The 24,838-nt window shown below is 58.6% G+C and carries 31 protein-coding genes; all 31 read right to left on the bottom strand.

Translation table 11 applies throughout. The features are described from left to right. Window positions 1-5 precede the first annotated feature (5 nt). Complete coding sequence (locus SFUM_RS08155; RefSeq protein WP_011698433.1) at window positions 6-647, bottom strand: adenylate kinase; 642 nt, start codon at window positions 645-647, stop codon at window positions 6-8. Between the two features lie 97 nt (window positions 648-744). Beyond that, the gene (gene secY / locus SFUM_RS08150) at window positions 745-2,052 is read right to left on the bottom strand and encodes a preprotein translocase subunit SecY (protein ID WP_011698432.1); all 1,308 of its coding nucleotides are present in this window, start codon (window positions 2,050-2,052) and stop codon (window positions 745-747) included. A 3-nt stretch (window positions 2,053-2,055) separates the two neighbouring features. Next, window positions 2,056-2,514, bottom strand: a complete 459-nt coding sequence (rplO, locus tag SFUM_RS08145) for a 50S ribosomal protein L15 (RefSeq protein ID WP_041442085.1) — start codon at window positions 2,512-2,514, stop codon at window positions 2,056-2,058. A 40-nt stretch (window positions 2,515-2,554) separates the two neighbouring features. Then, the gene (gene rpmD / locus SFUM_RS08140; protein WP_011698430.1) at window positions 2,555-2,737 is read right to left on the bottom strand and encodes a 50S ribosomal protein L30; all 183 of its coding nucleotides are present in this window, start codon (window positions 2,735-2,737) and stop codon (window positions 2,555-2,557) included. Window positions 2,738-2,830: 93 nt separating this feature from the next. Then, a complete protein-coding gene (rpsE, locus tag SFUM_RS08135; protein ID WP_011698429.1) occupies window positions 2,831-3,331 on the bottom strand; it encodes a 30S ribosomal protein S5 in 501 nt (166 codons plus the stop codon). Between the two features lie 32 nt (window positions 3,332-3,363). After that, complete coding sequence (gene rplR, locus SFUM_RS08130; protein ID WP_011698428.1) at window positions 3,364-3,735, bottom strand: 50S ribosomal protein L18; 372 nt, start codon at window positions 3,733-3,735, stop codon at window positions 3,364-3,366. 20 nt (window positions 3,736-3,755) lie between these two features. Then, on the bottom strand, window positions 3,756-4,295 hold the full coding sequence (rplF, locus tag SFUM_RS08125) for a 50S ribosomal protein L6 (protein WP_011698427.1): 540 nt from the start codon (window positions 4,293-4,295) through the stop codon (window positions 3,756-3,758). A 67-nt stretch (window positions 4,296-4,362) separates the two neighbouring features. Then, window positions 4,363-4,761: a 30S ribosomal protein S8 gene (gene rpsH / locus SFUM_RS08120; RefSeq protein ID WP_011698426.1), complete on the bottom strand. Its 399-nt coding sequence runs from the start codon at window positions 4,759-4,761 to the stop codon at window positions 4,363-4,365. A 28-nt stretch (window positions 4,762-4,789) separates the two neighbouring features. Beyond that, window positions 4,790-4,975: a type Z 30S ribosomal protein S14 gene (locus SFUM_RS22455; RefSeq protein WP_011698425.1), complete on the bottom strand. Its 186-nt coding sequence runs from the start codon at window positions 4,973-4,975 to the stop codon at window positions 4,790-4,792. A gap of 14 nt (window positions 4,976-4,989) precedes the next feature. Continuing rightward, the gene (gene rplE, locus SFUM_RS08115; RefSeq protein WP_011698424.1) at window positions 4,990-5,529 is read right to left on the bottom strand and encodes a 50S ribosomal protein L5; all 540 of its coding nucleotides are present in this window, start codon (window positions 5,527-5,529) and stop codon (window positions 4,990-4,992) included. A gap of 40 nt (window positions 5,530-5,569) precedes the next feature. Then, window positions 5,570-5,899: a 50S ribosomal protein L24 gene (rplX, locus tag SFUM_RS08110; protein WP_011698423.1), complete on the bottom strand. Its 330-nt coding sequence runs from the start codon at window positions 5,897-5,899 to the stop codon at window positions 5,570-5,572. Between the two features lie 19 nt (window positions 5,900-5,918). Continuing rightward, window positions 5,919-6,287 carry a 50S ribosomal protein L14 gene (gene rplN, locus SFUM_RS08105; RefSeq protein ID WP_011698422.1) on the bottom strand — a complete coding sequence of 123 codons (369 nt, stop codon included), beginning with the start codon at window positions 6,285-6,287 and terminating at the stop codon, window positions 5,919-5,921. A 52-nt stretch (window positions 6,288-6,339) separates the two neighbouring features. After that, the gene (rpsQ, locus tag SFUM_RS08100) at window positions 6,340-6,603 is read right to left on the bottom strand and encodes a 30S ribosomal protein S17 (RefSeq protein ID WP_011698421.1); all 264 of its coding nucleotides are present in this window, start codon (window positions 6,601-6,603) and stop codon (window positions 6,340-6,342) included. 11 nt (window positions 6,604-6,614) lie between these two features. Beyond that, on the bottom strand, window positions 6,615-6,815 hold the full coding sequence (gene rpmC / locus SFUM_RS08095) for a 50S ribosomal protein L29 (protein ID WP_011698420.1): 201 nt from the start codon (window positions 6,813-6,815) through the stop codon (window positions 6,615-6,617). Then, the gene (gene rplP / locus SFUM_RS08090) at window positions 6,812-7,228 is read right to left on the bottom strand and encodes a 50S ribosomal protein L16 (protein ID WP_011698419.1); all 417 of its coding nucleotides are present in this window, start codon (window positions 7,226-7,228) and stop codon (window positions 6,812-6,814) included. The genes rpmC and rplP overlap by 4 nt, the downstream gene beginning before the upstream one ends. Before the next feature lie 113 nt (window positions 7,229-7,341). Beyond that, window positions 7,342-7,968 carry a 30S ribosomal protein S3 gene (gene rpsC / locus SFUM_RS08085; protein WP_041442082.1) on the bottom strand — a complete coding sequence of 209 codons (627 nt, stop codon included), beginning with the start codon at window positions 7,966-7,968 and terminating at the stop codon, window positions 7,342-7,344. Window positions 7,969-8,091: 123 nt separating this feature from the next. Continuing rightward, entirely contained in the window at window positions 8,092-8,424 is a 333-nt protein-coding gene (rplV, locus tag SFUM_RS08080; RefSeq protein ID WP_011698417.1) for a 50S ribosomal protein L22, read from the bottom strand. Then, a complete protein-coding gene (gene rpsS / locus SFUM_RS08075; RefSeq protein ID WP_011698416.1) occupies window positions 8,424-8,711 on the bottom strand; it encodes a 30S ribosomal protein S19 in 288 nt (95 codons plus the stop codon). Before rpsS ends, rplV begins: the two co-directional genes overlap by 1 nt. A 130-nt stretch (window positions 8,712-8,841) precedes the next feature. Then, window positions 8,842-9,663, bottom strand: coding sequence for a 50S ribosomal protein L2 (gene rplB, locus SFUM_RS08070; protein WP_011698415.1), 822 nt, complete (start codon window positions 9,661-9,663; stop codon window positions 8,842-8,844). Between the two features lie 150 nt (window positions 9,664-9,813). Further along, window positions 9,814-10,107: a 50S ribosomal protein L23 gene (locus SFUM_RS08065; protein ID WP_011698414.1), complete on the bottom strand. Its 294-nt coding sequence runs from the start codon at window positions 10,105-10,107 to the stop codon at window positions 9,814-9,816. Beyond that, window positions 10,104-10,727 (bottom strand): 50S ribosomal protein L4, encoded by a 624-nt coding sequence (gene rplD / locus SFUM_RS08060; RefSeq protein WP_011698413.1) that lies wholly within the window; start codon window positions 10,725-10,727, stop codon window positions 10,104-10,106. The genes SFUM_RS08065 and rplD overlap by 4 nt, the downstream gene beginning before the upstream one ends. A 40-nt stretch (window positions 10,728-10,767) precedes the next feature. Continuing rightward, entirely contained in the window at window positions 10,768-11,400 is a 633-nt protein-coding gene (rplC, locus tag SFUM_RS08055) for a 50S ribosomal protein L3 (RefSeq protein WP_011698412.1), read from the bottom strand. 41 nt (window positions 11,401-11,441) lie between these two features. After that, entirely contained in the window at window positions 11,442-11,750 is a 309-nt protein-coding gene (gene rpsJ, locus SFUM_RS08050) for a 30S ribosomal protein S10 (RefSeq protein WP_041442080.1), read from the bottom strand. Between the two features lie 72 nt (window positions 11,751-11,822). Beyond that, on the bottom strand, window positions 11,823-13,016 hold the full coding sequence (gene tuf / locus SFUM_RS08045; RefSeq protein WP_011698399.1) for an elongation factor Tu: 1,194 nt from the start codon (window positions 13,014-13,016) through the stop codon (window positions 11,823-11,825). 211 nt (window positions 13,017-13,227) lie between these two features. Beyond that, a complete protein-coding gene (gene rpsG / locus SFUM_RS08040; protein ID WP_011698410.1) occupies window positions 13,228-13,698 on the bottom strand; it encodes a 30S ribosomal protein S7 in 471 nt (156 codons plus the stop codon). 93 nt (window positions 13,699-13,791) lie between these two features. Next, the gene (gene rpsL / locus SFUM_RS08035) at window positions 13,792-14,163 is read right to left on the bottom strand and encodes a 30S ribosomal protein S12 (protein WP_011698409.1); all 372 of its coding nucleotides are present in this window, start codon (window positions 14,161-14,163) and stop codon (window positions 13,792-13,794) included. A gap of 274 nt (window positions 14,164-14,437) precedes the next feature. After that, the gene (gene rpoC, locus SFUM_RS08030) at window positions 14,438-18,493 is read right to left on the bottom strand and encodes a DNA-directed RNA polymerase subunit beta' (RefSeq protein ID WP_011698408.1); all 4,056 of its coding nucleotides are present in this window, start codon (window positions 18,491-18,493) and stop codon (window positions 14,438-14,440) included. A 98-nt stretch (window positions 18,494-18,591) separates the two neighbouring features. Beyond that, complete coding sequence (gene rpoB / locus SFUM_RS08025) at window positions 18,592-22,704, bottom strand: DNA-directed RNA polymerase subunit beta (protein ID WP_011698407.1); 4,113 nt, start codon at window positions 22,702-22,704, stop codon at window positions 18,592-18,594. A 195-nt stretch (window positions 22,705-22,899) separates the two neighbouring features. Further along, the gene (rplL, locus tag SFUM_RS08020) at window positions 22,900-23,283 is read right to left on the bottom strand and encodes a 50S ribosomal protein L7/L12 (protein ID WP_011698406.1); all 384 of its coding nucleotides are present in this window, start codon (window positions 23,281-23,283) and stop codon (window positions 22,900-22,902) included. 24 nt (window positions 23,284-23,307) lie between these two features. Next, on the bottom strand, window positions 23,308-23,829 hold the full coding sequence (gene rplJ / locus SFUM_RS08015) for a 50S ribosomal protein L10 (protein WP_011698405.1): 522 nt from the start codon (window positions 23,827-23,829) through the stop codon (window positions 23,308-23,310). A gap of 254 nt (window positions 23,830-24,083) precedes the next feature. Next, window positions 24,084-24,788, bottom strand: a complete 705-nt coding sequence (gene rplA / locus SFUM_RS08010) for a 50S ribosomal protein L1 (protein ID WP_011698404.1) — start codon at window positions 24,786-24,788, stop codon at window positions 24,084-24,086. Window positions 24,789-24,838: the final 50 nt, after the last annotated feature.

The following is a 24,838-nucleotide window of genomic DNA, read 5'->3' as shown; positions in this document are numbered from 1 at the left end:
TCTTTCTATCCGAGAATGGCCGTGATCCGGCCAAAAATCGCATCCATGCTCCCCACGCCGTCGATCCGGCGCAGCTTGCCCTGCTTTTCGTAGTAATCGATGAGCGGCTTGGTCTGATCTTCATATACCTTCAGGCGCGACGACACCGTCGCCTCGTTGTCGTCGTCACGCTGGTACAACTCCCCTCCGCACTTGTCACACTTGCCGTCCGTTTTGGGCGGATCGAACATCACGTGGAAGCCGGCGCCGCAACTGCGACAGGTGCGCCTTCCCGTGAGACGTCCGAGCAGTTCCTTGTTCGGAACCTCGATGCACACGACGCCGTCGATCCGCTGCTTGAGCTCTCCCAGCATCATGTCGAGCGCTTCAGCCTGGCTGACATTGCGAGGAAACCCATCCAGCATGTAACCTTTCGAACAGTCGGGCTTCTGGATGCGTTCTTTCACGAGACCAATCACCACACTATCGGGTACGAGCGCCCCCTGGTCCATGTACTTCTTGGCTTCCAACCCGAGCGGTGTTCCTTCCTTGAGTGCGGCCCGGAGCATGTCGCCCGTCGAAATCTGCGGTATCGCATACTTGCCGATCAGACGGCTCGCCTGGGTTCCCTTGCCGGCTCCCGGGGGGCCTAACAGTATGATGTTCATAACCTTTTCCTCCATTGTCAAGCTGCGCTGGTCAAATGTTCAACTCCTTCCAAACGCAACGAATGTCCCGGCATCATGGTGGGGGGGGGAATGCCGATCATCTTCGACCACGAAGGCGTCCTTTTTTCAGAAAACCTTCGTAGTGTCGCGAGAGCATGTGTGCTTCAATCTGAGCCAGGGTATCCATTGCCACACCGATGACGATGAGCAGGGCCGTGCCGCCGAAATAGAAGGGGACCGCAAAGCGCGAGATGAGTATCGTGGGCAGCACGCAGACCGCCGAAATGTAGACGGCGCCTCCAACGGTGATACGGCTCAACACCTTGTCGATGTATTCGGCCGTGGGCCGACCGGGACGTATTCCCGGAATGAACCCGCCGTATTTCTTCATATTGTCGGCCACGTCAAGGGGATTGAAAACGATTGCCGTGTAAAAAAAGCAGAAGAACACGATCAACGCGACATACAGAATCGAATGGAGCCACTGGCCCGGGCCCAGGGCGTTGGCGATCCACTCCATCCAGGGAGTCTTGATGAAACTGCCCACGGTTCCCGGGAACATCATGATCGAGGAGGCGAAAATGGGTGGAATGACACCCGAGGTGTTGATCTTGAGGGGGATGTGCGTGTTCTGCCCCCCGTAAACGCGCCTTCCAACGACGCGCTTGGCATATTGAACCGGTATCCGTCGCTGCCCGCGCTCCATGAAAATGATGACGGCCACCACCGCGAGCATGAAGGCCGCCAGGCCAAGGAGCAGGAATGCGCTCATCTCACCCATGGTCACCATTCGGACGGTGTTCTCCAAGGCGTTGGGTATGCCCGCGACGATGCCGGCGAAGATGATCAGAGAGATGCCGTTTCCTATGCCGCGCTCGGTGATCTGTTCGCCCAGCCACATGATGAACGCGGTACCGGCGGTGAGCGTGAGAACGGTCGTCAAGCGGAATCCCCAGCCGGGATGGAGCACCACGATTTCGCCGCCCGGTCCGGTCATCCCCTCCAGGCCGACCCCGATGGCGAAACCCTGGATCACGCTCAGAATCACCGTCCCATAGCGGGTATACTGAGTGATCTTGCGGCGCCCGGCATCCCCTTCCTTGCTCAGTCGTTCCAGGGTGGGAATGACCACGGTCAGAAGCTGCAGGATAATCGAAGCGCTGATGTAAGGCATGATGCCGAGCGAGAAAACGGAGAGCTGACTCAAGGCGCCCCCCGAAAACATGTCGAAGAGCCCGAGCAAGGTTCCCGAAAGCTGTTTGAAAAATGCCGCCAGGGCGTCGCCGTTGATGCCGGGAGTCGGAATGTGCGCTCCAACGCGGTAAACCGCCAGGAGAGCCAGTGTCACCAAGATCCGACGTTTCAGTTCGGGAATTCGACCGATATTGGCAAAACCGGTTAGCACCGCTTAGTTCCCCTTTTGTGAAGGAATCAGCTCCACGCGGCCCCCTGCCGCTTCTATCTTCCGGACCGCAGAATCACTGGCCTTATGCACGCGGATGGTGAGCGGAGAAGCGATGTCGCCATCGGCGAGGAGCTTGATCCCATCGCGAATTTTCTTGACCAGCCCGACCTTTCTCAGTTCGTCCGGTCCGACTTCGGACCCGCTCGGAAAGCGCTCCAGGTCACCGACATTCACGACCTCGTATCGCGTCTTGAAGATATTCGTGAAGCCACGCTTGGGCACCCGGCGCTGCAGGGGCATCTGGCCGCCTTCAAACCAGGGTGGAGTGCCGCCGCCGGACCGGGACTTCTGCCCCTTGTGGCCTCGTCCCGCAGTTTTCCCCAGTCCCGAGCCGGACCCACGTCCCAAACGCTTCCTATTGGTTTTCGCTCCGGGAGCCGGAGCCAGATCGTCAAGTTTCATGAAAACACCCATTCCTGTCGGATAGAGGTAGACGGAGCGCCTAAAGCTCCTTGACTTCAACCATGTGGATCACCTTCTTCACGGCCCCGGCGACGGCAGGGGTGGCATGAAGGTTCACCGTCTTGTTGAGTCGTGTGAGCCCCAGGGCCTGGAGCACCTTGCGGTGTTTCTCAGGGCGGCCGATGGGGCTTCGAACCAATTTGACCTGGATAGACTTTGCCATGAGCTGAGTTCCTTGTAACAAAAATTCGCGGTTCGGGCCTCCCCGCCAACCGGTGAGGTCATCCGGCCCGCCGGAAGATCCCCTCAGGATCCGCTAATCTCGAATCTCGTGCACTTCACGCCCGCGCAGCTTTGCGACCAGTTCCACGTTGCGGAGCCGGCGCAGACCCTCGAGCGTGGCCTTGACGACGTTATGAGGGTTCCTCGATCCGATGCACTTGGTCAAAATATTGTGAATGCCCGCCGCTTCCATGATGGCACGGACCGCGCCCCCTGCAATCACCCCCGTGCCCGCCGAGGCCGGCTTGAGCACCACCGAAGCGGCTCCAAAACGCCCGAGCACCTCATGCGGGATGGTGGCGTTGACCAGCGGCACTTCGAACATGGTGCGCTTGGCGGATTCCATGCCCTTGCGAATGGCTTCCGGCACTTCATTGGCCTTGCCAAGGCTGAACCCGACCCGGCCGTTGCCGTCACCGACGACCACTATGGCACTGAACGAGAAACGACGGCCACCTTTGACCACCTTGGCCACTCTGCTGATGTGGACCACTTTGTCTATCAGTTGCAGTTGGCTTGATTCCAAAGCTATCAATTGTCTGTCTCCTTATGAGCGGCACAAAGTCCCTAAAAGTCCAAGCCCGCCTGCCGGGCGGCGTCCGCCAGGGCCTGCACGCGGCCGTGATAAATGTAGCCGTTGCGATCGAAGACAACCTTTGTGATGCCTTTTTCCAGGGCCTTGCGTGCAATCAGCTCTCCAACTCGTTTGGCGGCTCCGACCTTCCCCTTCAAAGCTTCCATTTCCTTGTAATCGGGGGACAGGGTGCACGCGGACACGAGCGTGGAGCCGCGCGTGTCGTCCACGATCTGGGCGTAGATATGCTTATCGCTTCGGAAAACGGTGAGTCTCGGACGTTCGGGAGCTCCCTGGAGCTTCTTCCGGATCCTTTTCTTGCGCTTCAGGCGGGCCGTTTCCCGTGGGTTCGTCTTGTCAGCCATCTGTCTTTTCTCCCCTGTGCTTACTTCTTGGAGCCGGTCTTGCCGACCTTGCGGTGAATGTGCTCGCCCGCATAACGAATGCCCTTGCCTTTGTAAGGTTCGGCGGGGCGAAGAGCGCGAATGCGGGCGGCCGTCTGGCCGAGCAGCTCTTTATCGATTCCTTCGAGCCGAATGGTGTTGCGATCGACGGCGCCCTTGATGCCTTCCGGCAGGACGAACTGGATCGGGTGTGAATACCCGAGGCTCAGGTTCAGCACATTGTTCTGAGCGTCGGCACGGTAACCGGTCCCCTGGATTTCGAGAGAGATCACGAAACCCTCGCTGACACCGTGCACCATGTTGTTCACCAGTGCTCTCACCAATCCGTGAAGCGAACGAGACTTATTGGACTCGTCCTTGCGCCTGATCAAGACGGCACCCTGTTCCAGGTGGACCTCGACGTCGCCGGGCATCCGGCGGGCCAGGGTACCCTTTGGACCCTTGATCGTCAACAAAGGTTCATCCAGGGAAACATCGACTCCCTTGGGTATGGTGATGGGCAGTTTTCCCACGCGTGACATGCCGCTACTCCTTATGGTCCTGACTTTCCGTAATATTCGAGCTGCCGGCAACGGATTGCCGAATCATCTACCAGATCGAGCAGAGCAATTCACCGCCAATACCCTCTTTGCGCGCCTGGCGATCGGTCATGATCCCCTTGGATGTGGAGACAATGCCGATGCCCATGCCGTTCATGACGCGAGGTATCTCATCGTGTCCCACATAGACGCGGCACCCGGGCCTGCTCACGCGCTTTATGCCGGTGATCGCTCCCTCCCGGTGCTCACCGTACTTGATCTGGACCCGGATAATGCCCTGCTTGTCGTCTTTGATGAGCTTGAAATTCTTGATGTATCCCTCTTCCTTCAAAATGCGGGAGAGACTGGCTTTCATCCGCGATGCGGGGATATCCACCTTGTCGAACCGCGCCTTCTGTCCGTTCTTGATGCGGTTCAAAAAATCGGCGATCGGATCGGATACGGCCATAACAACAGACTCCTTTTCTTTCCCTTGCTCACCAGCTGGATTTCACCACACCGGGAAGTTCTCCCTTGAGTGCCATGCTTCGAAAACAAATGCGGCAAATGCCGAATTTGCGCAGGTAAGCCCTGGGTCTACCGCAAATCGGGCACCGGTTATACGTGCGGACCCCGAACTTGGGGGTGCGTTTCGCCTTCGCAATGAGAGACTTCTTAGCCAATGGTGCGTCCTCCTCTACTGTTTGAACGGCATGCCCATCAACGCCAGAAGCGTTCGCGCTTCGTCGTCGTTCTTTGCCGTCGTCACGATGGTGATGTTCATGCCTTTGATCTTATCGATCTTGTCGTAGTCGATTTCCGGGAAAATGATATGTTCCTTGATGCCGAGGGTGTAGTTCCCGCGGCCATCGAGGGCTCGCGAAGAAACTCCCCGGAAGTCACGAACGCGGGGCAGGGCGACATTCACCAGCTTATCGAAAAACTCGTACATCCGGTCCCCTCTCAGGGTAACCATGCAGCCGATGGGCATTCCCTTGCGAAGCTTGAACGCGGCGATGCTCTGACGGGCTCTCGTGATCACGGGCTTCTGACCGCTGATCATGCCGAGCTCCTCGGCCGCGGAGTCCAGTATCTTGATGTTCTGAATCGCATCGCCCAAACCCATGTTCAGGATGATCTTGCTCAACCTGGGTATCTGCATCGGGCTCTTGTACTTGAACTGTTCGGAAAGCTTGGGAGCTATCTCGTTCCGGTATGTTTCCCGCAGTCTTGCCATGTATTGCCTCCACTCCGGCCCTTGGTGAATGGACGTCCCGCTAGTCGATGACCTCGTTGCACTTCTTGCAGAAGCGCACCTTCTTGTTGTCATCGAGCACCTTATAGCCCACTCGGGTCGGATCCGTGCACTTCGCACAGATCAACATCAGGTTGGAAATGTGAATGGGACTTTCCTTTTCGAGGATCCCCCCCTGTCGGTTCTGTTGACTCGGCTTCATGTGTCGCTTGATCATGTTGAGCTTTTCGACGATCGCCCGGTCTTTCTTGTAAATCACGCGCAATACCTTGCCGCTTTTTCCCTTATCCTTGCCGGTGACGACCATGACCGTGTCGTTTTTCTTGATGCGATAGCTTTTCTGACCTTTCATTGGACAAGTCCCTTATGTTCTAGAGCACTTCCGGAGCCAGTGAGATGATCTTCATGAACTGCTTGGCCCGCAGTTCCCGGGCGACAGGCCCAAAGATGCGAGTGCCGATGGGTTCCTTAGCCTGATTGATGAGCACGGCGGAATTGTCATCAAACTTGATGTAGGAGCCGTCGGGGCGGCGCACTTCCTTCTGGGTGCGAACGACCACCGCCTTCAGGACATCGCCCTTCTTGACCTTGGCGTTGGGAATGGCTTCCTTGACGGAAACCACGATGATATCGCCAACCGAGGCGTACCGCTTCCTGGTTCCTCCCAGAACCTTGATGCAGTAAAGGCGTTTGGCGCCGGAATTGTCCGCGGCGTTCAGCTGCGTTTCCGCTTGAATCATGGTCTTACTCCGTTACTGGGCTGCCTGATCCGGAACGGCACGGGCAGCTCTGTTAGATGACCGCCTTGTCGAGAACCTGCACGACCACCCATCGCTTGTCCTTGCTGATCGGCCGGCTCTCTTCGATAATCACGCGGTCGCCCACCCGGCATGCATTCTGCGCGTCGTGGGCCTTGAACTTGTTCTGGCGACGGATAAACTTGTGATACTGAGGATGATGGATAAGCCGTTCCACAACAACCACCACGGTCTTGTCCATTTTGTTGCTCAGTACCCTGCCGACGCGCGTCTTTCTTCCGGACTTCTGCTCTTCCATACGTCTCTTCCTTATGCCGCCGTCTTCTGCTCGCGCTCGTGAAGAATCGTCAAGATTCGGGCGATGTCTTTCCGATTCTTGTTGATTTGAGCGGTGTTCTCCAACTGTCCCGTCACATGCTGAAAGTTGAGATTGAACAGCGCCTGTCGGATTTCCGCGAGCTTCTGGAGCAGCTCGTCATTCGTCATGTCTCGCAGCGCATTGGTTTTCATAGCACATCCTGCCTCGATACGAAGCGCGTTGGAATCGGAAGCTTGTGTGCGGCGAGGTTCAGAGCCTCACGCGCGATCGTTTCCGGAACGCCCTTGATCTCATAGAGTACCCTGCCGGGCTTGATGACCGCATGCCACCCTTCCGGAGACCCCTTGCCCTTGCCCATACGGGTTTCAGCAGGCTTCTTGGTGAACGGCTTGTCCGGGAAAAACCGGATCCAAACTTTGCCGCCACGCTTCACGTGACGCGTGATGGCAATACGCGCCGCCTCGATCTGCCTCGAGGTGATGTAGCCGCATTCGAGGGCCTTCAAGCCGAAGTCGCCGAAACTGAGCGTGCTTCCGCGGAAGGCCGTGCCCCTCATGCGACCCTTCTGTTGCTTTCGAAATTTCACTCTCTTGGGCGCTAACATCAGAATTTCTCCTGTCCGTTACCGACCGCCGACGCTCTCGTGAAAAAGGGCGGGTTCCCGCCCGCGCAGTGCCGCGCATCCGGATTCCGGCCGGTTCGAATCCAAGTTCAGCCTCAGGGCAACACTTCACCCTTGAATATCCAGACCTTCACACCGATCGCGCCGTAAGTGGTGCGCGCGATGGCGGTGCCGTAGTCGATGTCGGCTCTGAGCGTATGGAGAGGCACGCGTCCCTCGCGGTACCATTCCCGCCTGGCCATTTCCGCGCCTCCCAGTCGCCCGGCGGACGCGACGCGCACGCCTTTGGCGCCGAATTTCAACGCGGCGCTAACGGCCCGTTTCATCGCGCGGCGGAATGCCACGCGCCGGACCAGCTGCAAGGAGATGTTCTCGCCCACCAGGGTGGCATCGAGTTCGGGGCGGCGCACTTCCTGGATGTCGATAAGGATTTCGCGTTTGAATTTCCGTTCCAGGTCGCGGCGCAGGGTTTCGATTTCCGCCCCCTTCTTGCCGATCACGATGCCCGGACGCGCCGTGAAGATACGAATTTTCACCTTGTTGGCGGCCCGTTCGATCTCGACCTTCGCAATGCCGGCATGATAGAGCCGCGCTTTGATATAGTCGCGGATCTTCCGGTCTTCGTGGACCAGCTTCGCATAATCCTTGGTGGCGAACCACCGTGAATCCCAGGACTTCAGAATGCCCAGACGGAACCCGGTTGGATGTACCTTCTGTCCCAAACTCCACCTCCGCAGATCGCTCTCGGTTCTCCACGCCTTCAAATCTGAAAAACCGATGAATAATAATGATTGCATCCCTGGTGAACAACCCGCTCCGTCAAGGAACGGGCCCGACCGATATCGCTATTTCTCAGCCAGTATGATCGTAATGTGACTCGACCCCTTCAGGATCTTGGTCGCACGCCCCATCGCACGCGGCCGCCAGCGCTTGAGCTGCGGGCCTTTGTCGACGAAAATGGACTTGACGAAAAGGGTCTCCACGTCCATCGACTTGGTATTCTCGGCGTTGGCCACCGCCGAGCGCAACGTCTTGTTGATGAACCGGCCGCTTTTCTTGGGCGTGAACTTGAGGATAGTCAAGGCATCGCTGACCTTCTTCCCGCGAACCAGGTCCGCGACCAGGCGAGCCTTATGCGGCGAGACACGCAAGAACTTGCTCACGGCTCTGACTTCCATTATTTCTTCCCTTTCACCTTGGACTTCTTGTCACCGGCATGACCGTAGAAAGTCCTGGTAGGAGCGAATTCCCCCAGCTTGTGACCTACCATGTTCTCCGTAATGAAAACGGGGATGAACTTCTTGCCGTTGTGCACCGCCACCGTTATCCCCACAAACTCGGGCACGATGGTGGACCGCCTGGACCAGGTCTTGATGACTTTCCGATCGCCGGTCTCCTTGGCCTTGTAAATCTTTTCAAACAAATGGCCATCAACGAATGGCCCCTTCTTAAGAGAGCGAGGCACCTTTTTCTCCTTCTATCGCTTGACCTCCGGTCCACAACCCGCCGTTTTCATTTTTACACCCCCGCCCGCATCATCGGACCCCCGGCAACGCAGCCATCGTGCGGGGCCGCCGAGGAGCCGAGCCGGGCGGCTACTTCCTTCGATGGACGATGAGCTTGTCGCTGCGCTTGGACTTGCGCGTCCTGTAGCCCTTGGTGGGCACACCCCAGGGCGTGCAGGGATGCCGCCCGCCGGAGCTTCTTCCTTCGCCGCCGCCCATGGGATGATCGACCGGGTTCATGGCAACGCCGCGAACGTGAGGCCGCTTGCCGAGCCACCGCTTCCGGCCCGCCTTTCCCAGGGACAGGTTCTCGTGATCGATGTTGCCGACCTGACCCACCGTCGCTTTGCAGGAAATCGGCACCATACGCATTTCACTCGACGGAAGCCGCAAAATTGCGTGCGTGCCCTCCTTGGCGATCAACTGTATGCTGGACCCCGCCGAACGGGCCAGTTGCCCCCCCTTGCCGGGCTTGAGCTCCACGTTGTGGATGATGGTGCCCAGGGGCATGTTGGCCAACCGGAGGCAGTTGCCCGGCTTGATGTCGGCTTCGGCGCCGGTAAGAACGGTGTCGCCGACGGACAGGCCGACGGGTGCGATGATGTATCGCTTCTCACCGTCGGCGTATTTCAGCAGGGCGATGTGCGACGAACGGTTGGGATCGTATTCGATGCTCGCGACCGTTGCCGGGATGTTTTCCTTGTTGCGCTTGAAGTCGATGATGCGATAGCGGCGCTTATGTCCGCCGCCCCTGTGCCATGACGTCACGCGGCCGGAAGCGTTGCGGCCTCCCGACCGGCGCAGAGGCTCCAGCAGGCTCTTTTCCGGCTCAACGTTGCTCAATTCCTCAAAGGTGGCATATGTCTGGAACCGGCGGCCGGCCGATGTCGGATTTACTTTTCGAATGCCCATTGATCATCCCCTCTAACAGCCTGTTGCAACAGCTCCCGAACCCCCCTGTTCGTCATTTCCGCCACGGCCGGACCGGCGTTCCCCGGTCTTTCCGACCGACGGTCCCGGACGGTGGGCCTTCGGGGCAGGTCGTCCAACACGCTCCTAAGCCTATACACCTTCAAAGAATTCAACGCGCTGACCGGGCTTGATCGTGACCATAGCCTTTTTCCGGTCGGCTCGTTTCGTAAAGTAACGGCCGACGCGCTTCTTCTTCCCCCGGACATTCATCGTCGCCACATCCAGCACATCCACCTTGAAAATCTGCTCCACCGCCTCCTTGATCTCGATCTTGTTCGCCCGGCGGTCCACTTCGAAAAAGAGCTTGTTGTGCTCATCCTTCTCGGTGGTGCTCTTTTCAGTGACTAGAGGACGCTTGAGAATCCGGTACGATTTCTCATTCATGATCCTAGTGTCTCCTCTATTTTCCCGATCGTTTCCCGGGTCAAAAGCACGCTGCGATGATTGAGCAGATCGTACACATTCAAGCCCTCCGTCCTCAGAACCTTGACGTTGGGGATGTTCCGGGCCGATTTCTGCAGCTTCTCATCGGGTTGAGCGATCACAACGAGCGTCTTGCTGAGCTCGAAACGATCGAGGATGGCCGCGAAATCCCTGGTCTTGATCTGCTCGAGCTGGAGCTGGTCCAGAACCGTCAGCTCCCGGTCGATCAGTTTCTGACTCAACGCCATCTTGACGGCCAGGCGCCGGACCTTCTTGGGGATGCGCATTTCATAGTCCCGAGGCTGTGGCCCGTGAATGGTTCCCCCGCCGCGCCAGATGGGTGAACGGCTCGTGCCCGCGCGAGCCCTGCCGGTGCCTTTCTGGCGCCACGGTTTCTTGCCGCCCCCGGCAACGTCACTGCGCCCCTTGGTCTTGACGGTCCCGGCGCGGCGCTTCGCGAGCTGGTAGAGAACCACCTCGTGCAGGACGTGTGGTCTCAGCGGGACGGCGAAGACGGCGTCGCTGAGCTCAAGTTGCCCCACCACATCACGATTGGTATTGAAAATATCCACTGTTGGCATGACGATCCTCAAATTCTCCCGGAACGAACGACCCTTGGCTCTACTTGGCCCTGTTTGTCTTGCGGATGAGCACGATCCCGTTTTGCGAACCCGGGACGGCACCTTTGACGATCAGCAGATTCTCCTCGGGGCGCACGTCGATGATGCGCAGGTTCATGACGGTGGTGCGCTTGTTTCCCTTTTGCCCCGGCATCTTCTTGCCCTTGATCACTCGGCCGGGGAAGGTGGCGTTGCCCGTCGAGCCGGGTTCCCTGATGTTCTTGGAACCGTGGCCGGAAGGTCCGCGCTGAAATCCCCATCGCTTGATCGTGCCGGCGTAGCCCTTTCCCTTGGTCGTTCCGATAACGTCGATGCGCTCGCCGATTTCGAAAACGTCAGCGGCAAGGTCCTCCCCGACCTCGTGATCGGAAGCGTTCTCCATGCGGATTTCCCGCAGCACTTCGAAATACCCCTTGCCGACCTTGTCGAGATGCCCTTTCATGGGCTTGTTGACGTTCTTGGGCTTACGGCTTCCGAAACCGATCTGAAGGGCGGAATAGCCGTCCCTCTCGGGCGTCTTCACCTGAGTGACGGTACATGGTCCCGCCTGGATCAGCGTGATCGGGACAGCCGTCCCGTCCTCGGCGAAAATCTGGGACATTTGCAGCTTGCGTCCGACAATTGCTTTGATCATGGCAGATTGCTCTCTTTCGGATAAACACACCGCTCGAAGCTCTAGAGCTTGATTTCCACATCCACCCCGGCGGACAGATCCAACTTCATCAATGAATCGACCGTTTGTTGAGTCGGTTCCAGTATATCGATCAGACGTTTGTGGACGCGAATCTCGAATTGCTCCCGCGATTTCTTGTCGACGTGCGGGGACCTCAAAACCGTGTACCTGTGTATCTTCGTGGGAAGAGGAATGGGTCCGGCCACTCGCGCGCCCGTCTTCTTGGCGGTCATCACGATTTCACTCGTCGACTGGTCGAGCAATTTATGATCGTAAGCTTTCAAACGGATGCGAATTCTTTGATTCGTCATCATGATTTCTCTGTCCCCGTAACATTAAGACCGGCGCACCCTCAGGAACGACCGGCCGATATCCTTGGCAGATCACTCGATGATCTCGGTGATGACGCCTGCGCCGACGGTGCGACCGCCTTCACGGATGGCGAAGCGCAGTTCCTTTTCCAGAGCCACGGGCGTGATCAGGTGGACCTCGGTGCTGATGTTGTCTCCGGGCATGACCATCTCCACCCCCTCGGGCAGCGTCATGATCCCCGTGACGTCGGTGGTGCGGAAATAAAACTGCGGCCGGTAACCCGGGAAAAACGGCGTGTGCCGCCCGCCTTCCTCTTTTTTCAACACGTAGACCTCGGCCTTGAACTTCGTGTGCGGCGTGATGCTCCCCGGCTTGGCCACCACCTGCCCGCGCTCCACCTCGTCGCGCTTGGTGCCCCGCAGCAGCACCCCCACGTTGTCGCCCGCCTGCCCCTGGTCCAGGGTCTTGCGGAACATCTCCACACCCGTGCACACCGTCTTGAACGTCGGCCGGAAACCCACGATCTCCACATCCTCGCTCACCCGGATGACCCCGCGCTCCACACGCCCCGTCACCACCGTGCCGCGCCCGCTGATCGAAAACACATCCTCGATGGGCATCAAAAAGGGCTTGTCGATATCGCGCACCGGGTCCGGCACATACGCGTCGATGGCTTCCATCAACTCGAATATGCACTTGGTGTCCGGATGCTCGGGATCGTCGGCCTCCAGCGCCCGCAACGCCGAACCCTTGATGATGGGCACGTCGTCGCCCGGAAAACCGTACTTGCTCAGAAGCTCCCGCAACTCCAGCTCCACGAGCTCGATCAGCTCCGGATCATCCACCATGTCCACCTTGTTCAGAAACACCACGATGTAGGGAACCCCCACCTGACGCGACAGAAGAATATGCTCGCGGGTCTGCGGCATCGGACCGTCGTCGGCCGCCACCACCAGGATGGCTCCGTCCATCTGAGCGGCTCCGGTGATCATGTTCTTGATGTAATCCGCGTGCCCCGGGCAGTCCACGTGAGCGTAATGCCGCTTGTCCGTCTCGTATTCCACGTGCGCCGTGGCGATGGTGATGCCGCGCTCGCGCTCCTCGGGTGCCTTGTCAATCTGATCGAACGGCACGAATTCGGCCCGGCCGCGCTTGGCCAACTGCTTGGTGATGGCCGCCGTCAACGTCGTCTTGCCGTGATCGATGTGACCCACCGTGCCCACGTTCACATGCGGCTTCGTCCGCTCAAATTTCTTCTTGCCCATCGTACTTCCTCCTTGCCGAACTCGATACCGTTCTTCGCTCCGGCCCGCACCAGCCTTGAGGCGGGTTCGAGCGCTGCGTTCCGTGTCTGACCCGAGCTTCTTTCTGTCGAATGTCACTACCGCGATTCTTGCGGGAGGGAAATTCAGCGACCGGCCGGCTCCGGGACTCGCTATGGCTGCTGCTCACAGAAGGTCTGTGGAGGAGGGCAGACTACCACCGATAATGCGCGAATGCCTTGTTTGCCTCGGCCATGCGGTGAGTATCCTCTCTCTTTTTCACTGAGCCGCCGCGATTCTGGGCCGCATCCTGGAGCTCACCGGCAAGCCTCTGGATCATCGTCTTTTCGGTACGCTGCTTGGCGTAGTTGATGATCCATCTCATGGCCAACGCGTCCCGACGTTCGTGACGAACCTCCACCGGAACCTGGTAGGTGGCGCCGCCCACTCGTCTGGACTTCACCTCGACGACGGGCCTCACATTTTCCATGGCTTTGTGAAAGAGGTCCAGAGGGTCCTGCTTGGAGCGCTGCTCGATAAGGTCCAGTGCCCCGTACAGAACGTGCTCCGCCAGACTCTTCTTGCCCCGGCGCATGAGGTTGTTGATGAATTTGGCCGCCAACTTGCTGTTGTACTTCGGATCCGGCAAGACATAGCGTTTCGGAACTTCTCTTCTCCTTGGCATCCGTTCCCTCAACCCTTATGAATTATTCAAAACAAAAGAGAGGCCATGACCGAAAACCCTTAGCCATGGCCCCATAGCTAATCTCTGTCCAGCTTACTTCGGCCTCTTGGTGCCGTACTTGGAGCGTCCCTGCTTTCGGTCAGCCACCCCAAGCGCGTCCAGAGTGCCGCGGATGATATGATAGCGTACGCCCGGCAGATCCTTCACACGCCCCCCCCTGATCAGCACCACCGAGTGTTCCTGCAGATTGTGCCCGATACCGGGGATATAGGACGTCACCTCGATGCCGTTGGTCAGGCGCACGCGCGCGATCTTGCGCAAAGCCGAATTGGGCTTCTTCGGCGTGGTCGTGTAAACGCGCACACACACTCCCCGCTTTTGCGGACAGCACTGAAGGGCGGGGGTGCTCGATTTCTTCCGAATCTCTTCTCTGCCTTTTCGAACCAACTGGTTGATTGTGGGCATTTGCGCTTCGTCTCCGCTCAAATTCTGATGTTCCCAAATACCAAATAATGCTCGACCTCTCCAAGCAGACAGGCTTGGAAATCTCCTCTATTTATAGGCGGGCACTGATTTTGTCAAGCCCTTTCTGACAATGCGAGCCGAAATCGACCGTTCCGTCCGGCAGGCCGAGATGAGCGGCCTGCCCCGGGCAACCGCCGCCGGACCGAGTGGAACGCCACGGATGGAGATGCCGCGAAGCTTCTCCCCAGGCACACGCCCTCGCACGCGCAGCCTTTTACTTACGCACCTCCCGGTAGGTCCTGAGGCCCGACCCGGCCGGGATCAGCCGCCCCATGATCACATTTTCCTTGAGGCCGAGCAGGTAGTCCACCTTGCCGGCAGTGGCCGCATCGGTCAAAACCTTCGTGGTTTCCTGGAAGGACGCCGCGGAAATGAAACTCTGCGTGCTCAGCGAGGCCTTGGTGATGCCGAGCAGCAACGGTTCAGCCGCCGCCGGGCGCTTGTCTTCCTCGGTCAGCTTGCTGTTGATCTCCTCGAAAATCGGCTTCTCCACGTGTTCACCCATCAGGAACTCGGAATCCCCCGGGTCCGTGATCCGGACACGCTTGAGCATCTGGCGCACGATCACTTCGATATGCTTGTCGTTGATCTTGACGCCCTGCAACCGATAAACCTGCTGAACCTCATCCACCAGGTACTTGGCCACTTCCTTCTCCCCGAGAACGGTGAGAATATCGTGCGGGTTGGGAGAACCGTCCATGAGCGGTTCGCCGGCGCGGACGTAATCGCCCTCGTGAACGCTGATGTGCTTGCCCTTGGGGATCAGGTAGTCCCGCGCATCGCCCACTTCCGGGCTGACGATCACCTTCCGCTTGCCCTTGGTGTCCTTGCCGAAGCCGATCACCCCGTCGATCTCCGTAATGACGGCGTGCTCCTTGGGTTTGCGCACCTCGAACAATTCCGCCACGCGGGGAAGACCGCCGGTGATGTCCTTGGTCTTGGTGGTTTCCCGGGGAATTCTTGCGAGAACGTCTCCGGGAAAGATGGCATCGCCTTCGTTCACCATCAGGATGGCCCCCACGGGCATGAAGTAGCGCGCAAAACCTCCTTCGCCGACCCTTGCCGTCTTTCCCTTGTCATCCTTGATGGAGATGCGGGGCCTGACGTCTGATTCGCGATATTCCACCACCACCTTGCTGGACTTGCCGGTAACCGGGTCGAGCTTTTCCTGCATGGTCTGACCTTCCACGATGTCCCCGAACTTGGCGGCTCCCGCGACTTCGGTCAGAATCGGCGTCGTAAACGGGTCCCACTCGGCCAGCAGCGTATCCGGTTCCACCGGCTGGCCGTCGGTGACCTTGAGCTTGGCGCCGTAGATGATCACATATCGTTCACGTTCACGACCGGACTCGCTGATAATGCTTATCTCACCGTTGCGGTTCATGGCGATCAGATCGCCGTCCCGGTTGTGAACGGTGTTGAGATTGAGAAACCGAACCGTGCCCGCGTAACGGTTGTTGATGGATGTTCTCTCGATGCTCTTGCTGGCGGTGCCGCCGATGTGGAAGGTCCGCATGGTGAGCTGCGTTCCCGGTTCACCGATGGACTGAGCGGCAATGATGCCGATCGCCTCTCCGATCTGCGCCAGCTTGCCCTGCGCCAGGTCGCGTCCGTAGCACATGGTGCACACGCCACGCAGGCTGCGGCAGGTCAGGGCCGAGCGAATATTGACTTTCTCGATGCCGGCATCCTCGATGAGTTGCACTCTCTGCTCGTCGATCTCGGTTCCCATCGGCACGAGGACTTCCGCCGTCACCGGGTCGAGGATGTCTTCCTGCGCGATGCGGCCAAGAATGCGATCGCCCAGCCGCTGAATGATTTCTCCGGCCTCCAGAAGCGCTTCGACCTCGATGCCGTCCATGGTTCCGCAATCGGGTTCCGAAATGATCACGTCCTGGGACACGTCGACAAGGCGACGGGTGAGATACCCCGAGTTGGCCGTCTTGAGGGCGGTGTCGGCGAGGCCCTTGCGCGCACCGTGCGTGGAAATGAAATACTGAAGCACCGTCAACCCCTCGCGGAAGTTCGCGGTGATCGGGGTCTCGATGATTTCCCCCGAAGGCTTGGCCATCAGACCGCGCATCCCGGCAAGCTGTCGCATCTGGTCCTTGCTGCCGCGAGCGCCCGAATCCGCCATCATGAAAATCGGGTTGAACGCCTCCACCACCCGGGCTTCGCCTTCCGGTCCCCCAACCTCGGTCGTGGCGATCTCCTTCATCATCTCCGCCGCGACGTCCTCCGTGGCCTTGGCCCAGATATCGACCGCCTTGTTGTACTTCTCGCCCTCGGTGATCAAACCCTCATTGTATTGCCGTTCGATCTCCTTCACCAGGTCGAACGCCTGGTCGAGGATTTCCGACTTGCGGTGCGGAATGGTCATGTCCTTGATGGAAATGGAAAGACCGGACCGGGTTGCGTATTCGTACCCGAGGTCCTTGAGCCGGTCCGCCAGCAACACGGTCGCCTTGATTCCCGCGGTCCGGTAACACATGTCGATCAACCCGGCCAGCACCTTCTTGTTCATGACCCGGTTTACCGCCGAGAAGGGCATTTCCTCCGGCAGGATTTCGGACAGGAGCACGCGTCCCACGGTGGTCTTCACCCGCTCGTCTCCCATACGGACATGCACCCGGGCATGCAGATCCGCTTCGCCCGCGTCGAAGGCGCAACGCACCTCCTCGCGGCTCGAGAAAACGCGGTCCTCGCCCTTGGCGAAAGGCTTCTCCCTGGTCATGTAGTATATGCCCAGAACGATGTCCTGCGACGGAACGATGATGGGATCCCCGTGGGCGGGGCTGAGGATGTTGTTCGTGGACATCATCAGAATCCTCGCCTCCGCCTGGGCTTCTATGGACAGAGGCACATGCACCGCCATCTGGTCCCCGTCGAAATCCGCGTTGAAGGCCGTACAGACCAGGGGATGGAGCTGAATCGCCTTTCCCTCGATCAGGATCGGTTCAAACGCCTGGATACCGAGACGGTGCAGAGTGGGAGCCCGGTTGAGCATGACCGGGAATTCCCGCACCACTTCGTCCAGAGTGTCCCAGACCTCCGGCGTTTCCCGCTCCACCATCTTTTTGGCCGCCTTGATGGTGGTCACGTAGCCCTTTTCCTCCAGCTTGTTATAGATGAAGGGCTTGAAGAGCTCGAGGGCCATCTTCTTGGGAAGGCCGCACTGGTGCAGGCGCAGGTTCGGCCCGATGACGATAACGGTCCGGCCCGAGTAATCCACGCGCTTTCCCAGCAGGTTCTGACGGAAACGCCCCTGCTTGCCTTTCAGCATGTCGCTCAGGGACTTGAGCGGGCGTTTGCTGGCGCCGGTGATGGTCTTGCCGCGGCGGCCGTTGTCGAACAGCACGTCCACGGCTTCCTGGAGCATGCGTTTCTCGTTGCGGATGATGATATCGGGGGCATTGAGCTCCTGAAGCCTTTTCAGACGGTTGTTTCGGTTGATCACCCGGCGGTACAGATCGTTGAGGTCACTGGTGGCGAACCGTCCGCCGTCGAGCGGCACGAGCGGCCTCAGGTCGGGCGGCAGGACCGGAATCACGTCCATGATCATCCATTCCGGACGGTTTTCGGATTCCCTGAATGCGTCGATGATCTTCAACCGCTTGGCCAGCTTCTTGCGCTTGGCCATCGAATTGGTCTTGGACATCTCTTCACGCAGCTCCACCGCCAGCTTTTCCAAGTCGAGCCCGGCGAGCAACTGCTTGATGGACTCCGCTCCTATGCCGGCGACAAACCCGCTGCCATGCTCCTGGACCATCTGCCGATACTTTTCCTCGGTCAGAAGCTCACCCTTGGTGAGAGGGGTGTCTCCCGGGTCGAGCACGATATAGGAGTCGAAGTAAAGGACCTTTTCCAGCTCCCTCAGAGTCAGGTCCAGAAGGTTGCCGATCTTGCTCGGCAGACTGCGAAGAAACCAGATGTGAGCCACGGGGGACGCCAGTTCGATGTGTCCCATCCGTTCCCGGCGGACCTTTGACTGGATGACTTCGACCCCGCATTTTTCACAGACGACTCCCCGGTGCTTCATGCGTTTGTATTTGCCGCAATTGCATTCGTAGTCCTTGATCGGCCCGAAAATCCTGGCGCAGAAAAGCCCGTCACGTTCCGGCTTGAAGGTCCGGTAGTTGATCGTTTCGGGTTTCTTGACTTCCCCGTAAGACCATTCCCGGATCCTCTCCGGCGAGGAGATCATGATCTTCACGGCATTGAAGTGCAAAGGATCCTTGGGTTTCATGAACAGACTGTACAGCTCTTTCAAAGGAGCCTCCTTGTAAATCACGAGCTTATTGAACGGTCAAACGGAACCCGCGGACGGTTTCGACCCGCGGCGCTTTCCGCAATCATGACCGATGCCGGTCAATTGCCTTCCTCTTCTTCCAGGAGCCGCACGTCCAGGGCGAGGGCCTGAAGCTCCTTAACCAGAACGTTGAAAGATTCGGGCAGCCCGGCTTCGAGAGTGTTATCCCCCTTCACGATTTTCTCGTACATGCGCGTGCGGCCGGCCACGTCGTCAGACTTGACCGTCAGGAATTCCTGGAGCGCATAGGCGGCGCCGTAGGCTTCCATGGTCCAGACTTCCATTTCGCCCAGCCGCTGCCCGCCGAACTGCGCCTTGCCTCCCAGAGGCTGCTGGGTCACGAGAGAATAGGGGCCGATGGATCGCGCGTGGATCTTGTCGTCCACCAGGTGATGCAGCTTGAGCATGTACATCACGCCCACCGTGACCGGCTGGTCGAAAGGCATGCCCGTTCTGCCGTCGTAGAGGACTGATTGCCCGGTTTCCGACACCCCGGCCTCACTCAGGAACGCTCGGATCTCAGCCTCTTCCGCGCCGTCGAAAACCGGGGAGGCGACATGTATGCCTTCCTTGAAGTCGGGAATGAGCCCTCTGAGCTCCCGCTCCGATGCGTCTTTGAAGTAGGTTCCGAACTCCAGCTTGTTGTAAATACGCTGGAGCTTTTCGTTCATCGTTTCCCGCTCCCTGCATTCCTCGAGCATCTGAGCCAGCTGCATCCCGATTCCCTTCGCGGCCCATCCGATGTGGGTTTCCAGCACCTGGCCCACGTTCATACGGGAGGGCACGCCAAGAGGATTCAAAACGATGTCGACCGGCGTTCCGTCGGGGAAGTAAGGCATATCCTCGGCCGGGAGAATCCTCGAGACCACGCCCTTGTTTCCGTGGCGGCCGGCCATCTTGTCTCCGACCTGGAGCTTCCGTTTGACGGCGACATAAACCTTGACCATCTTGATGACGCCGGGAGGCAGCTCGTCTCCGCGTTTGAGCTTGCCGATCTTTTCTTCGAACAACGATTTCACCAACTGAACCTGTTCCCGGTAGTTGGCGAGAATGTTCTCGATTTCCATGGACACGGTCGGATCCTTGGCGACCGTCAATTGATCCCAGTGTCCGCTGGGCAGGTTCAGCAGAATCTCCTCGGTGAAGACCTCGCCCTTCTTGATGTAGACTTTCTTCCCGTCCTTTATGGCGCTGTCGCTCACCTGGTTTTCCAGGAGCTTTGCCAGCCGCTTGACCGTCGACTTGAAGATGATCTCCAGCTCATCGCGCTGATCTTTCATCAGGCGGGAGATTTCCTGGTCCTCGATGGTCTTCGTGCGCTCGTCCTTCTCCACGCCCTTGCGCGAAAACACCTTGGCGTCGATGATGATCCCCTCGACCCCGGGCGGTACGCGCAACGACGTGTCTTTCACGTCGCTCGCCTTCTCGCCGAAAATGGCCCGCAGGAGCTTTTCCTCCGGGGTCAGCTGCGACTCGCCCTTGGGAGTCACTTTGCCCACCAGGATGTCGTTGGGCTTGATGTAAGCTCCCACGCGGATGATGCCGCTTTCGTCGAGGTTCTTCAGCGCCTCCTCGCCGACGTTGGGAATGTCGCGCGTGATGTCCTCCTTGCCCAACTTCGTGTCCCGAGCCACCACTTCAAATTCTTCGATGTGAATCGATGTGAACACGTCTTCCTTGCCGATCCTCTCGCTCACCAGGATCGAATCCTCGAAGTTGTACCCTCCCCAGCTCATGAACGCGACCATCACGTTTCTTCCGAGTGCCAGTTCGCCGTGGTCGGTCGAAGGGCCGTCGGCGATGATCTGACCCTTTGTCACCAGGTCACCGTGCTGCACCAGCGGTTTCTGGTTGATGCAGGTGTTCTGGTTCGATCTCTGAAACTTGATGAGCTTGTAGATGTCCACTCCACTGCCCATCTCCCCGTTATCCTCGATGGCTCGAATGACGATCCGGGTGGCGTCCACGTATTCCACGACTCCGGTTCGCCTGGCAACGATGGCCACGCCGCTGTCCTTGGCCACGATCCGTTCGATCCCGGTGCCGACCAGAGGAGCGCGGGTCTGAATGAGAGGGACCGCCTGGCGCTGCATGTTGGAGCCCATGAGGGCGCGGTTGGCGTCATCGTGCTCCAGAAACGGGATCAGGGATGCGGAAACACTCACCAGCTGGTTGGGGGATACGTCCATGTAACGGATTTCATTGGGCGGGACCATCACGGGCTCGCCCGCCACCCGCGCGGACACCAGGTCGAGCAGAAAGCGTCCCTTTTCGTCCAGGGGCGCGTTGGCCTGGGCGATGGGGTACTCCTTCTCGTCCATGGCCGTCAGATAGCTCACATCCTTCCGGGCGCTCGACCCGTCAACCTTCCGATAGGGCGTTTCGATGAACCCGTAAGGATTCACCCTGGCGTAAGTCGACAGCGAAACGATGAGACCGATGTTCGGACCTTCCGGGGTTTCGATGGGGCAAATCCGGCCGTAATGCGTGGGATGAACGTCCCGGACCTCGAATCCGGCCCGCTCCCGGGTGAGGCCCCCCGGGCCGAGCGCGCTCAGGCGTCGCTTGTGCGTGATTTCGGAAAGAGGGTTCGTCTGGTCCATGAACTGCGAGAGCTGGCTGGTGCCGAAAAACTCCTTCACCACCGCCGATACCGGTTTGGCGTTGATGAGGTCGTGCGGCATGAGCGCCTCGACTTCCTGGAGCGTCATGCGTTCCTTTATGGCGCGCTCCATGCGCACAAGTCCGATCCGGTACTGATTCTCGAGCAATTCGCCGACGGCGCGCACTCTCCGGTTGCCAAGGTTGTCGATGTCGTCGACGGGCCCCTGTGAGTCTTTGAGCCGGATGAGCTGGCGGACCGCCATCAGGATATCGTCCTTGCGCAGAGTCCGGTAGTCGAGCGGCACTTCCAGGCCAAGCTGCAGGTTGAGCTTGAGGCGGCCGACTTCCGACAGATCGTAGTGGTCGGGGTTGAAAAAGAGGTTGTTGAAGAATTCGGTCGCCACTTCGAGAGTGGGCGGATTGCTGGGCCGCAGCCTCCGATAGATTTCGATCAGGGCGTCTTCCTGCGTGTTGACCTTGTCCATCAGGAGCGTGTTGCGGAACGACGGGCTGACGTCCTGTCCCTCCAGGTGCAGGAGCTCGATCTCTCCAACGCCGCGCTCCACGAATTCCTTGAGCATGTCCGCGTCGATGCTGTCGTTGCACTCGGCGACGATTTCGCCCGTGCCGTAGTCGATCACATCCTGGGCGAGCACCTGGCCGATCAGTTCGGTGCTCTTCATGGGCAAACGGTTGATGCCCACTTCCTGGAGCCGCCGGAGGGCCTGCTTGCCGAGCTTCCTGTTCTTCTTGATCAACACTTCGCCGGTTTGCGGATGCAGGATGTCTTCCGGGGCGCGGCTTCCCATCAGAATATCGGGGTTCAATTCCTTCTCCGACTGGGCCTCGCTTTTCAAAAAGATCTTTTCGCTGGGATAGAAGTAGTTGAGCAGTTCTTCCGTGGCATATCCGAGAGCTTTGAGGAGAACGGTGACCGGAAACTTGCGGCGTCGATCGATCCGGATGTACAGAATGTCTTTCGGGTCGAATTCGAGGTCGAGCCAGGAGCCGCGCAGGGGGATGATGCGCGCGGAATACAGGATCTTTCCACTGGAGTGGGTCTTCCCGCGATCATGGTCAAAAAAAATACCGGGAGACCGGTGCAACTGGCTGACGATGACGCGTTCGGTGCCGTTGATGATGAAAGTCCCGTTGTCGGTCATCAGGGGGAGGGTGCCGAAGTAGATTTCCTGCTCCTTGATGTCCCTTATGGACCGGGTTCCCGCTTCCTTATCCACATCGTAGACGACCAGGCGGACGACGATCTTCACCGGGGCTTCGTAGGTCATGCCCCGGGCAAGGCACTCTTCCACCTCATACTTGACCTCGCCGAAACTGTACTGCACGAATTCCAGGGAAGCCGTTCCGCTGAAGTCCTCGATGGGGAAAACGCTCTTGAATACCTCCTGCAGACCGCGCTCGCTCCTGGCTTCCGACGGGACATCCCTCTGCAGAAACAACTCGTAGCTTTCCTTCTGCATCTGGATGAGATTGGGGATGTCGATGATTTTGTGGATCTTGCCAAAATTCTTTCGCACCCGGTATTCATGGGTCAAAGCCGTAGGCATGGTCTCTCCTGCAAACTCAAAAAGCAAAGAGTGACGGGGGCTTGTCACGAGTCCGACCCGGTGCCGTGGACGCTCGAAACTCATTACCCATGCGCATCACTCATCACTTGGAATCAAGGTGCTGCAAAAATCGAAAATCGGAAATCGCCCCTATAGACCAGGCCGATTTCCGATGTCCAGATCCATGAGGTTGATCTATTTGATTTCGACAGTGGCACCCGCCTCGGTCAACTGCTTGGCAATCGCTTCGGCTTCATCCTTGGGAATTGCTTCCTTCACCACACCGGGCACTTTCTCAACCAGGTCCTTGGCTTCCTTGAGCCCCAGATTGGTGATGGCCCGGACCTCTTTGATGACCTGTATCTTCTTGTCGCCGACACCGGTGATCACCACGGAGAACTCGGTTTGCTCCGCCACCGGCGCCGCTTCCGCCGCGCCCGCCGGCATGGCCGCCATGGCCACGGGGGCTGCAGCGCTCACGCCGAAGCGCTCTTCGAGTTCCTTGACGAGCTCACTGAGTTCCAAAACGGTCATGTTTTCAATGAATTTGATCACATCTTCTTTACTGATCGTAGACATCTACCGTCTCCTCCATAAGAAATATCAGGCTTCTTCTCTTTTCCGTTGAATAGCCGCCAGCACACCCACAAACGCTCTGGGCACTCCGCTCAGCACGGTAACCAACCCGGTCGGCAGCGCATTGAGGGTCCCCAGAAGTTTGGCCAAGAGTTCTTCGCGCGGCGGCAGCTCTGCCAGGGCGGCCACTTGATCCGAATTCAGAAGGCGTATGCCCAGGGCTCCGGCTTTGATCGCGAGCTTTTCATTGGTCTTGTTGAATTTCTTGATGATCTTCGCCGGAATGCTGGGGTCGCCGTACCCGATGGCCACCGCGCAGGTCCCCTTGAGTATGGGCACCAATGCTTCGGCACCGGTGTCCTTGCTCGCGAGGCGCATCAGGGTGTTCTTCACCACCTGATACTCGACCTTTTCCGCGGCGAGCGCACCGCGCAAATCCGTCATTTCGGCCACGGTGAGCCCTTTGAAATCGGTCAGAATAGCGGCACTGGCGCGCTGCAGTTTTTCATGCAGTTCCGCAACCACTTGCTCTTTCTTGGCTCGGTTCAAAGTCTGTCAAACCTCCTTTCCTCTGCCGGCGTGCTTTCGACTGCTGCCTTCCATCTTATGGTGGATGACTGGTCTCGTGAGTCCGTGAGCCTGCCTGGTTCCTTCATGCATCTCGGTAGGCTCCCCCACGGAGGAGGGGATTTAGACGCCTTGCGAGGCGTACCTACGGTCTCAGATGGGTGAAAACACCAAACGGCAGTTAGCGATGTTAATATCTCCCTCAAGTCCGGATGATCCGTCGGGACCTCCGAACGTCAAGCCACGATCGTCTTTACCGCCAGCGGGTCGATCTGGATCCCAGGCCCCATGGTGGTGGAGATGGCGATCCCCCGCACGTAGGTTCCCTTGGCCGCCGTCGGTTTGAGCCGAATGAGCGTGTCGATGAAGGCGGAAATGTTTTGGATCAGCTTCTCCTGCCCGAAGGAGACCTTGCCCATCGGAGCATGTACGATCCCGGTTTTTTCCACCCGGAAGTCGACCTTTCCGGCCTTGATCTCCTTGACCACCTTCTGCAGATCGAAGGTGACCGTTCCCAGCTTGGCATTGGGCATGAGGCCGCGGGGGCCGAGCACTTTGCCGATCTTGCCGACCGCACCCATCATGTCGGGGGTTGCGACCGTCTTGTCGAATTCGAGCCAGCCTTCCTTGATCCGATCGACCAGTTCGTCGCCGCCCGCGTGGTCCGCACCGGCGTCGAGCGCCTCCTTGACCTTTTCGCCCTTGGCGAACACCAGGACTCGGACGGGCTTTCCCAGCCCGTTGGGCAAAACCACGGTGCCGCGCACCATCTGGTCTGCATGCCTCGGATCGACGCCCAGGCGGACTGCGATATCAAGTGTCTCGTCAAACTTGCAGAAGATCGACCCGGTTGCCAGCTCCAAGGCCTCCTGGAAGGTGTAGCGCTTTGCAGGGTCTATCGTTGCGCGAGCGGCGCGATATTTTTTCCCGTGTTTTGCCATCTCTAACTCTCCAAAACCTTGCTTGTCATGTCATCCGTGGCGGCCACAAT

The sequence above is a fragment of the Syntrophobacter fumaroxidans MPOB genome, from assembly GCF_000014965.1.
GTDB lineage: Bacteria > Desulfobacterota > Syntrophobacteria > Syntrophobacterales > Syntrophobacteraceae > Syntrophobacter > Syntrophobacter fumaroxidans.
This window is presented reverse-complemented; position numbering and strand designations above follow the sequence as displayed.

Excerpts from the sequence above, each read along its gene's own strand:
- rpmD (WP_011698430.1), bottom strand. The coding sequence starts at position 2,737 with ATGGCAAAGTCTATCCAGGTCAAATTGGTTCGAAGCCCCATCGGCCGC.
- rpmC (WP_011698420.1), bottom strand. The coding sequence starts at position 6,815 with ATGAAAACCAATGCGCTGCGAGACATGACGAATGACGAGCTGCTCCAG.
- rplC (WP_011698412.1), bottom strand. The coding sequence starts at position 11,400 with ATGATCAAAGCAATTGTCGGACGCAAGCTGCAAATGTCCCAGATTTTC.
- rplD (WP_011698413.1), bottom strand. The coding sequence starts at position 10,727 with ATGCCAACAGTGGATATTTTCAATACCAATCGTGATGTGGTGGGGCAA.
- rplA (WP_011698404.1), bottom strand. The coding sequence starts at position 24,788 with ATGGCAAAACACGGGAAAAAATATCGCGCCGCTCGCGCAACGATAGAC.
- rplP (WP_011698419.1), bottom strand. The coding sequence starts at position 7,228 with ATGTTAGCGCCCAAGAGAGTGAAATTTCGAAAGCAACAGAAGGGTCGC.
- rplR (WP_011698428.1), bottom strand. The coding sequence starts at position 3,735 with ATGGCTGACAAGACGAACCCACGGGAAACGGCCCGCCTGAAGCGCAAG.
- rpsJ (WP_041442080.1), bottom strand. The coding sequence starts at position 11,750 with ATGACGAATCAAAGAATTCGCATCCGTTTGAAAGCTTACGATCATAAA.
- tuf (WP_011698399.1), bottom strand. The coding sequence starts at position 13,016 with ATGGGCAAGAAGAAATTTGAGCGGACGAAGCCGCATGTGAACGTGGGC.
- rplO (WP_041442085.1), bottom strand. The coding sequence starts at position 2,514 with ATGAAACTTGACGATCTGGCTCCGGCTCCCGGAGCGAAAACCAATAGG.
- rplL (WP_011698406.1), bottom strand. The coding sequence starts at position 23,283 with ATGTCTACGATCAGTAAAGAAGATGTGATCAAATTCATTGAAAACATG.
- SFUM_RS08155 (WP_011698433.1), bottom strand. The coding sequence starts at position 647 with ATGAACATCATACTGTTAGGCCCCCCGGGAGCCGGCAAGGGAACCCAG.
- rpsG (WP_011698410.1), bottom strand. The coding sequence starts at position 13,698 with ATGCCAAGGAGAAGAGAAGTTCCGAAACGCTATGTCTTGCCGGATCCG.
- rplB (WP_011698415.1), bottom strand. The coding sequence starts at position 9,663 with ATGGGCATTCGAAAAGTAAATCCGACATCGGCCGGCCGCCGGTTCCAG.
- rplV (WP_011698417.1), bottom strand. The coding sequence starts at position 8,424 with ATGGAAGTCAGAGCCGTGAGCAAGTTCTTGCGTGTCTCGCCGCATAAG.
- rpsH (WP_011698426.1), bottom strand. The coding sequence starts at position 4,761 with ATGGCCGTATCCGATCCGATCGCCGATTTTTTGAACCGCATCAAGAAC.
- rplX (WP_011698423.1), bottom strand. The coding sequence starts at position 5,899 with ATGAAAGGTCAGAAAAGCTATCGCATCAAGAAAAACGACACGGTCATG.
- rplN (WP_011698422.1), bottom strand. The coding sequence starts at position 6,287 with ATGATTCAAGCGGAAACGCAGCTGAACGCCGCGGACAATTCCGGCGCC.
- rplE (WP_011698424.1), bottom strand. The coding sequence starts at position 5,529 with ATGGCAAGACTGCGGGAAACATACCGGAACGAGATAGCTCCCAAGCTT.
- SFUM_RS08065 (WP_011698414.1), bottom strand. The coding sequence starts at position 10,107 with ATGAATGAGAAATCGTACCGGATTCTCAAGCGTCCTCTAGTCACTGAA.
- rpsQ (WP_011698421.1), bottom strand. The coding sequence starts at position 6,603 with ATGGAAGAGCAGAAGTCCGGAAGAAAGACGCGCGTCGGCAGGGTACTG.
- rplF (WP_011698427.1), bottom strand. The coding sequence starts at position 4,295 with ATGTCACGCGTGGGAAAACTGCCCATCACCATACCCAAGGGAGTCGAT.
- rpoB (WP_011698407.1), bottom strand. The coding sequence starts at position 22,704 with ATGCCTACGGCTTTGACCCATGAATACCGGGTGCGAAAGAATTTTGGC.
- rpsL (WP_011698409.1), bottom strand. The coding sequence starts at position 14,163 with ATGCCCACAATCAACCAGTTGGTTCGAAAAGGCAGAGAAGAGATTCGG.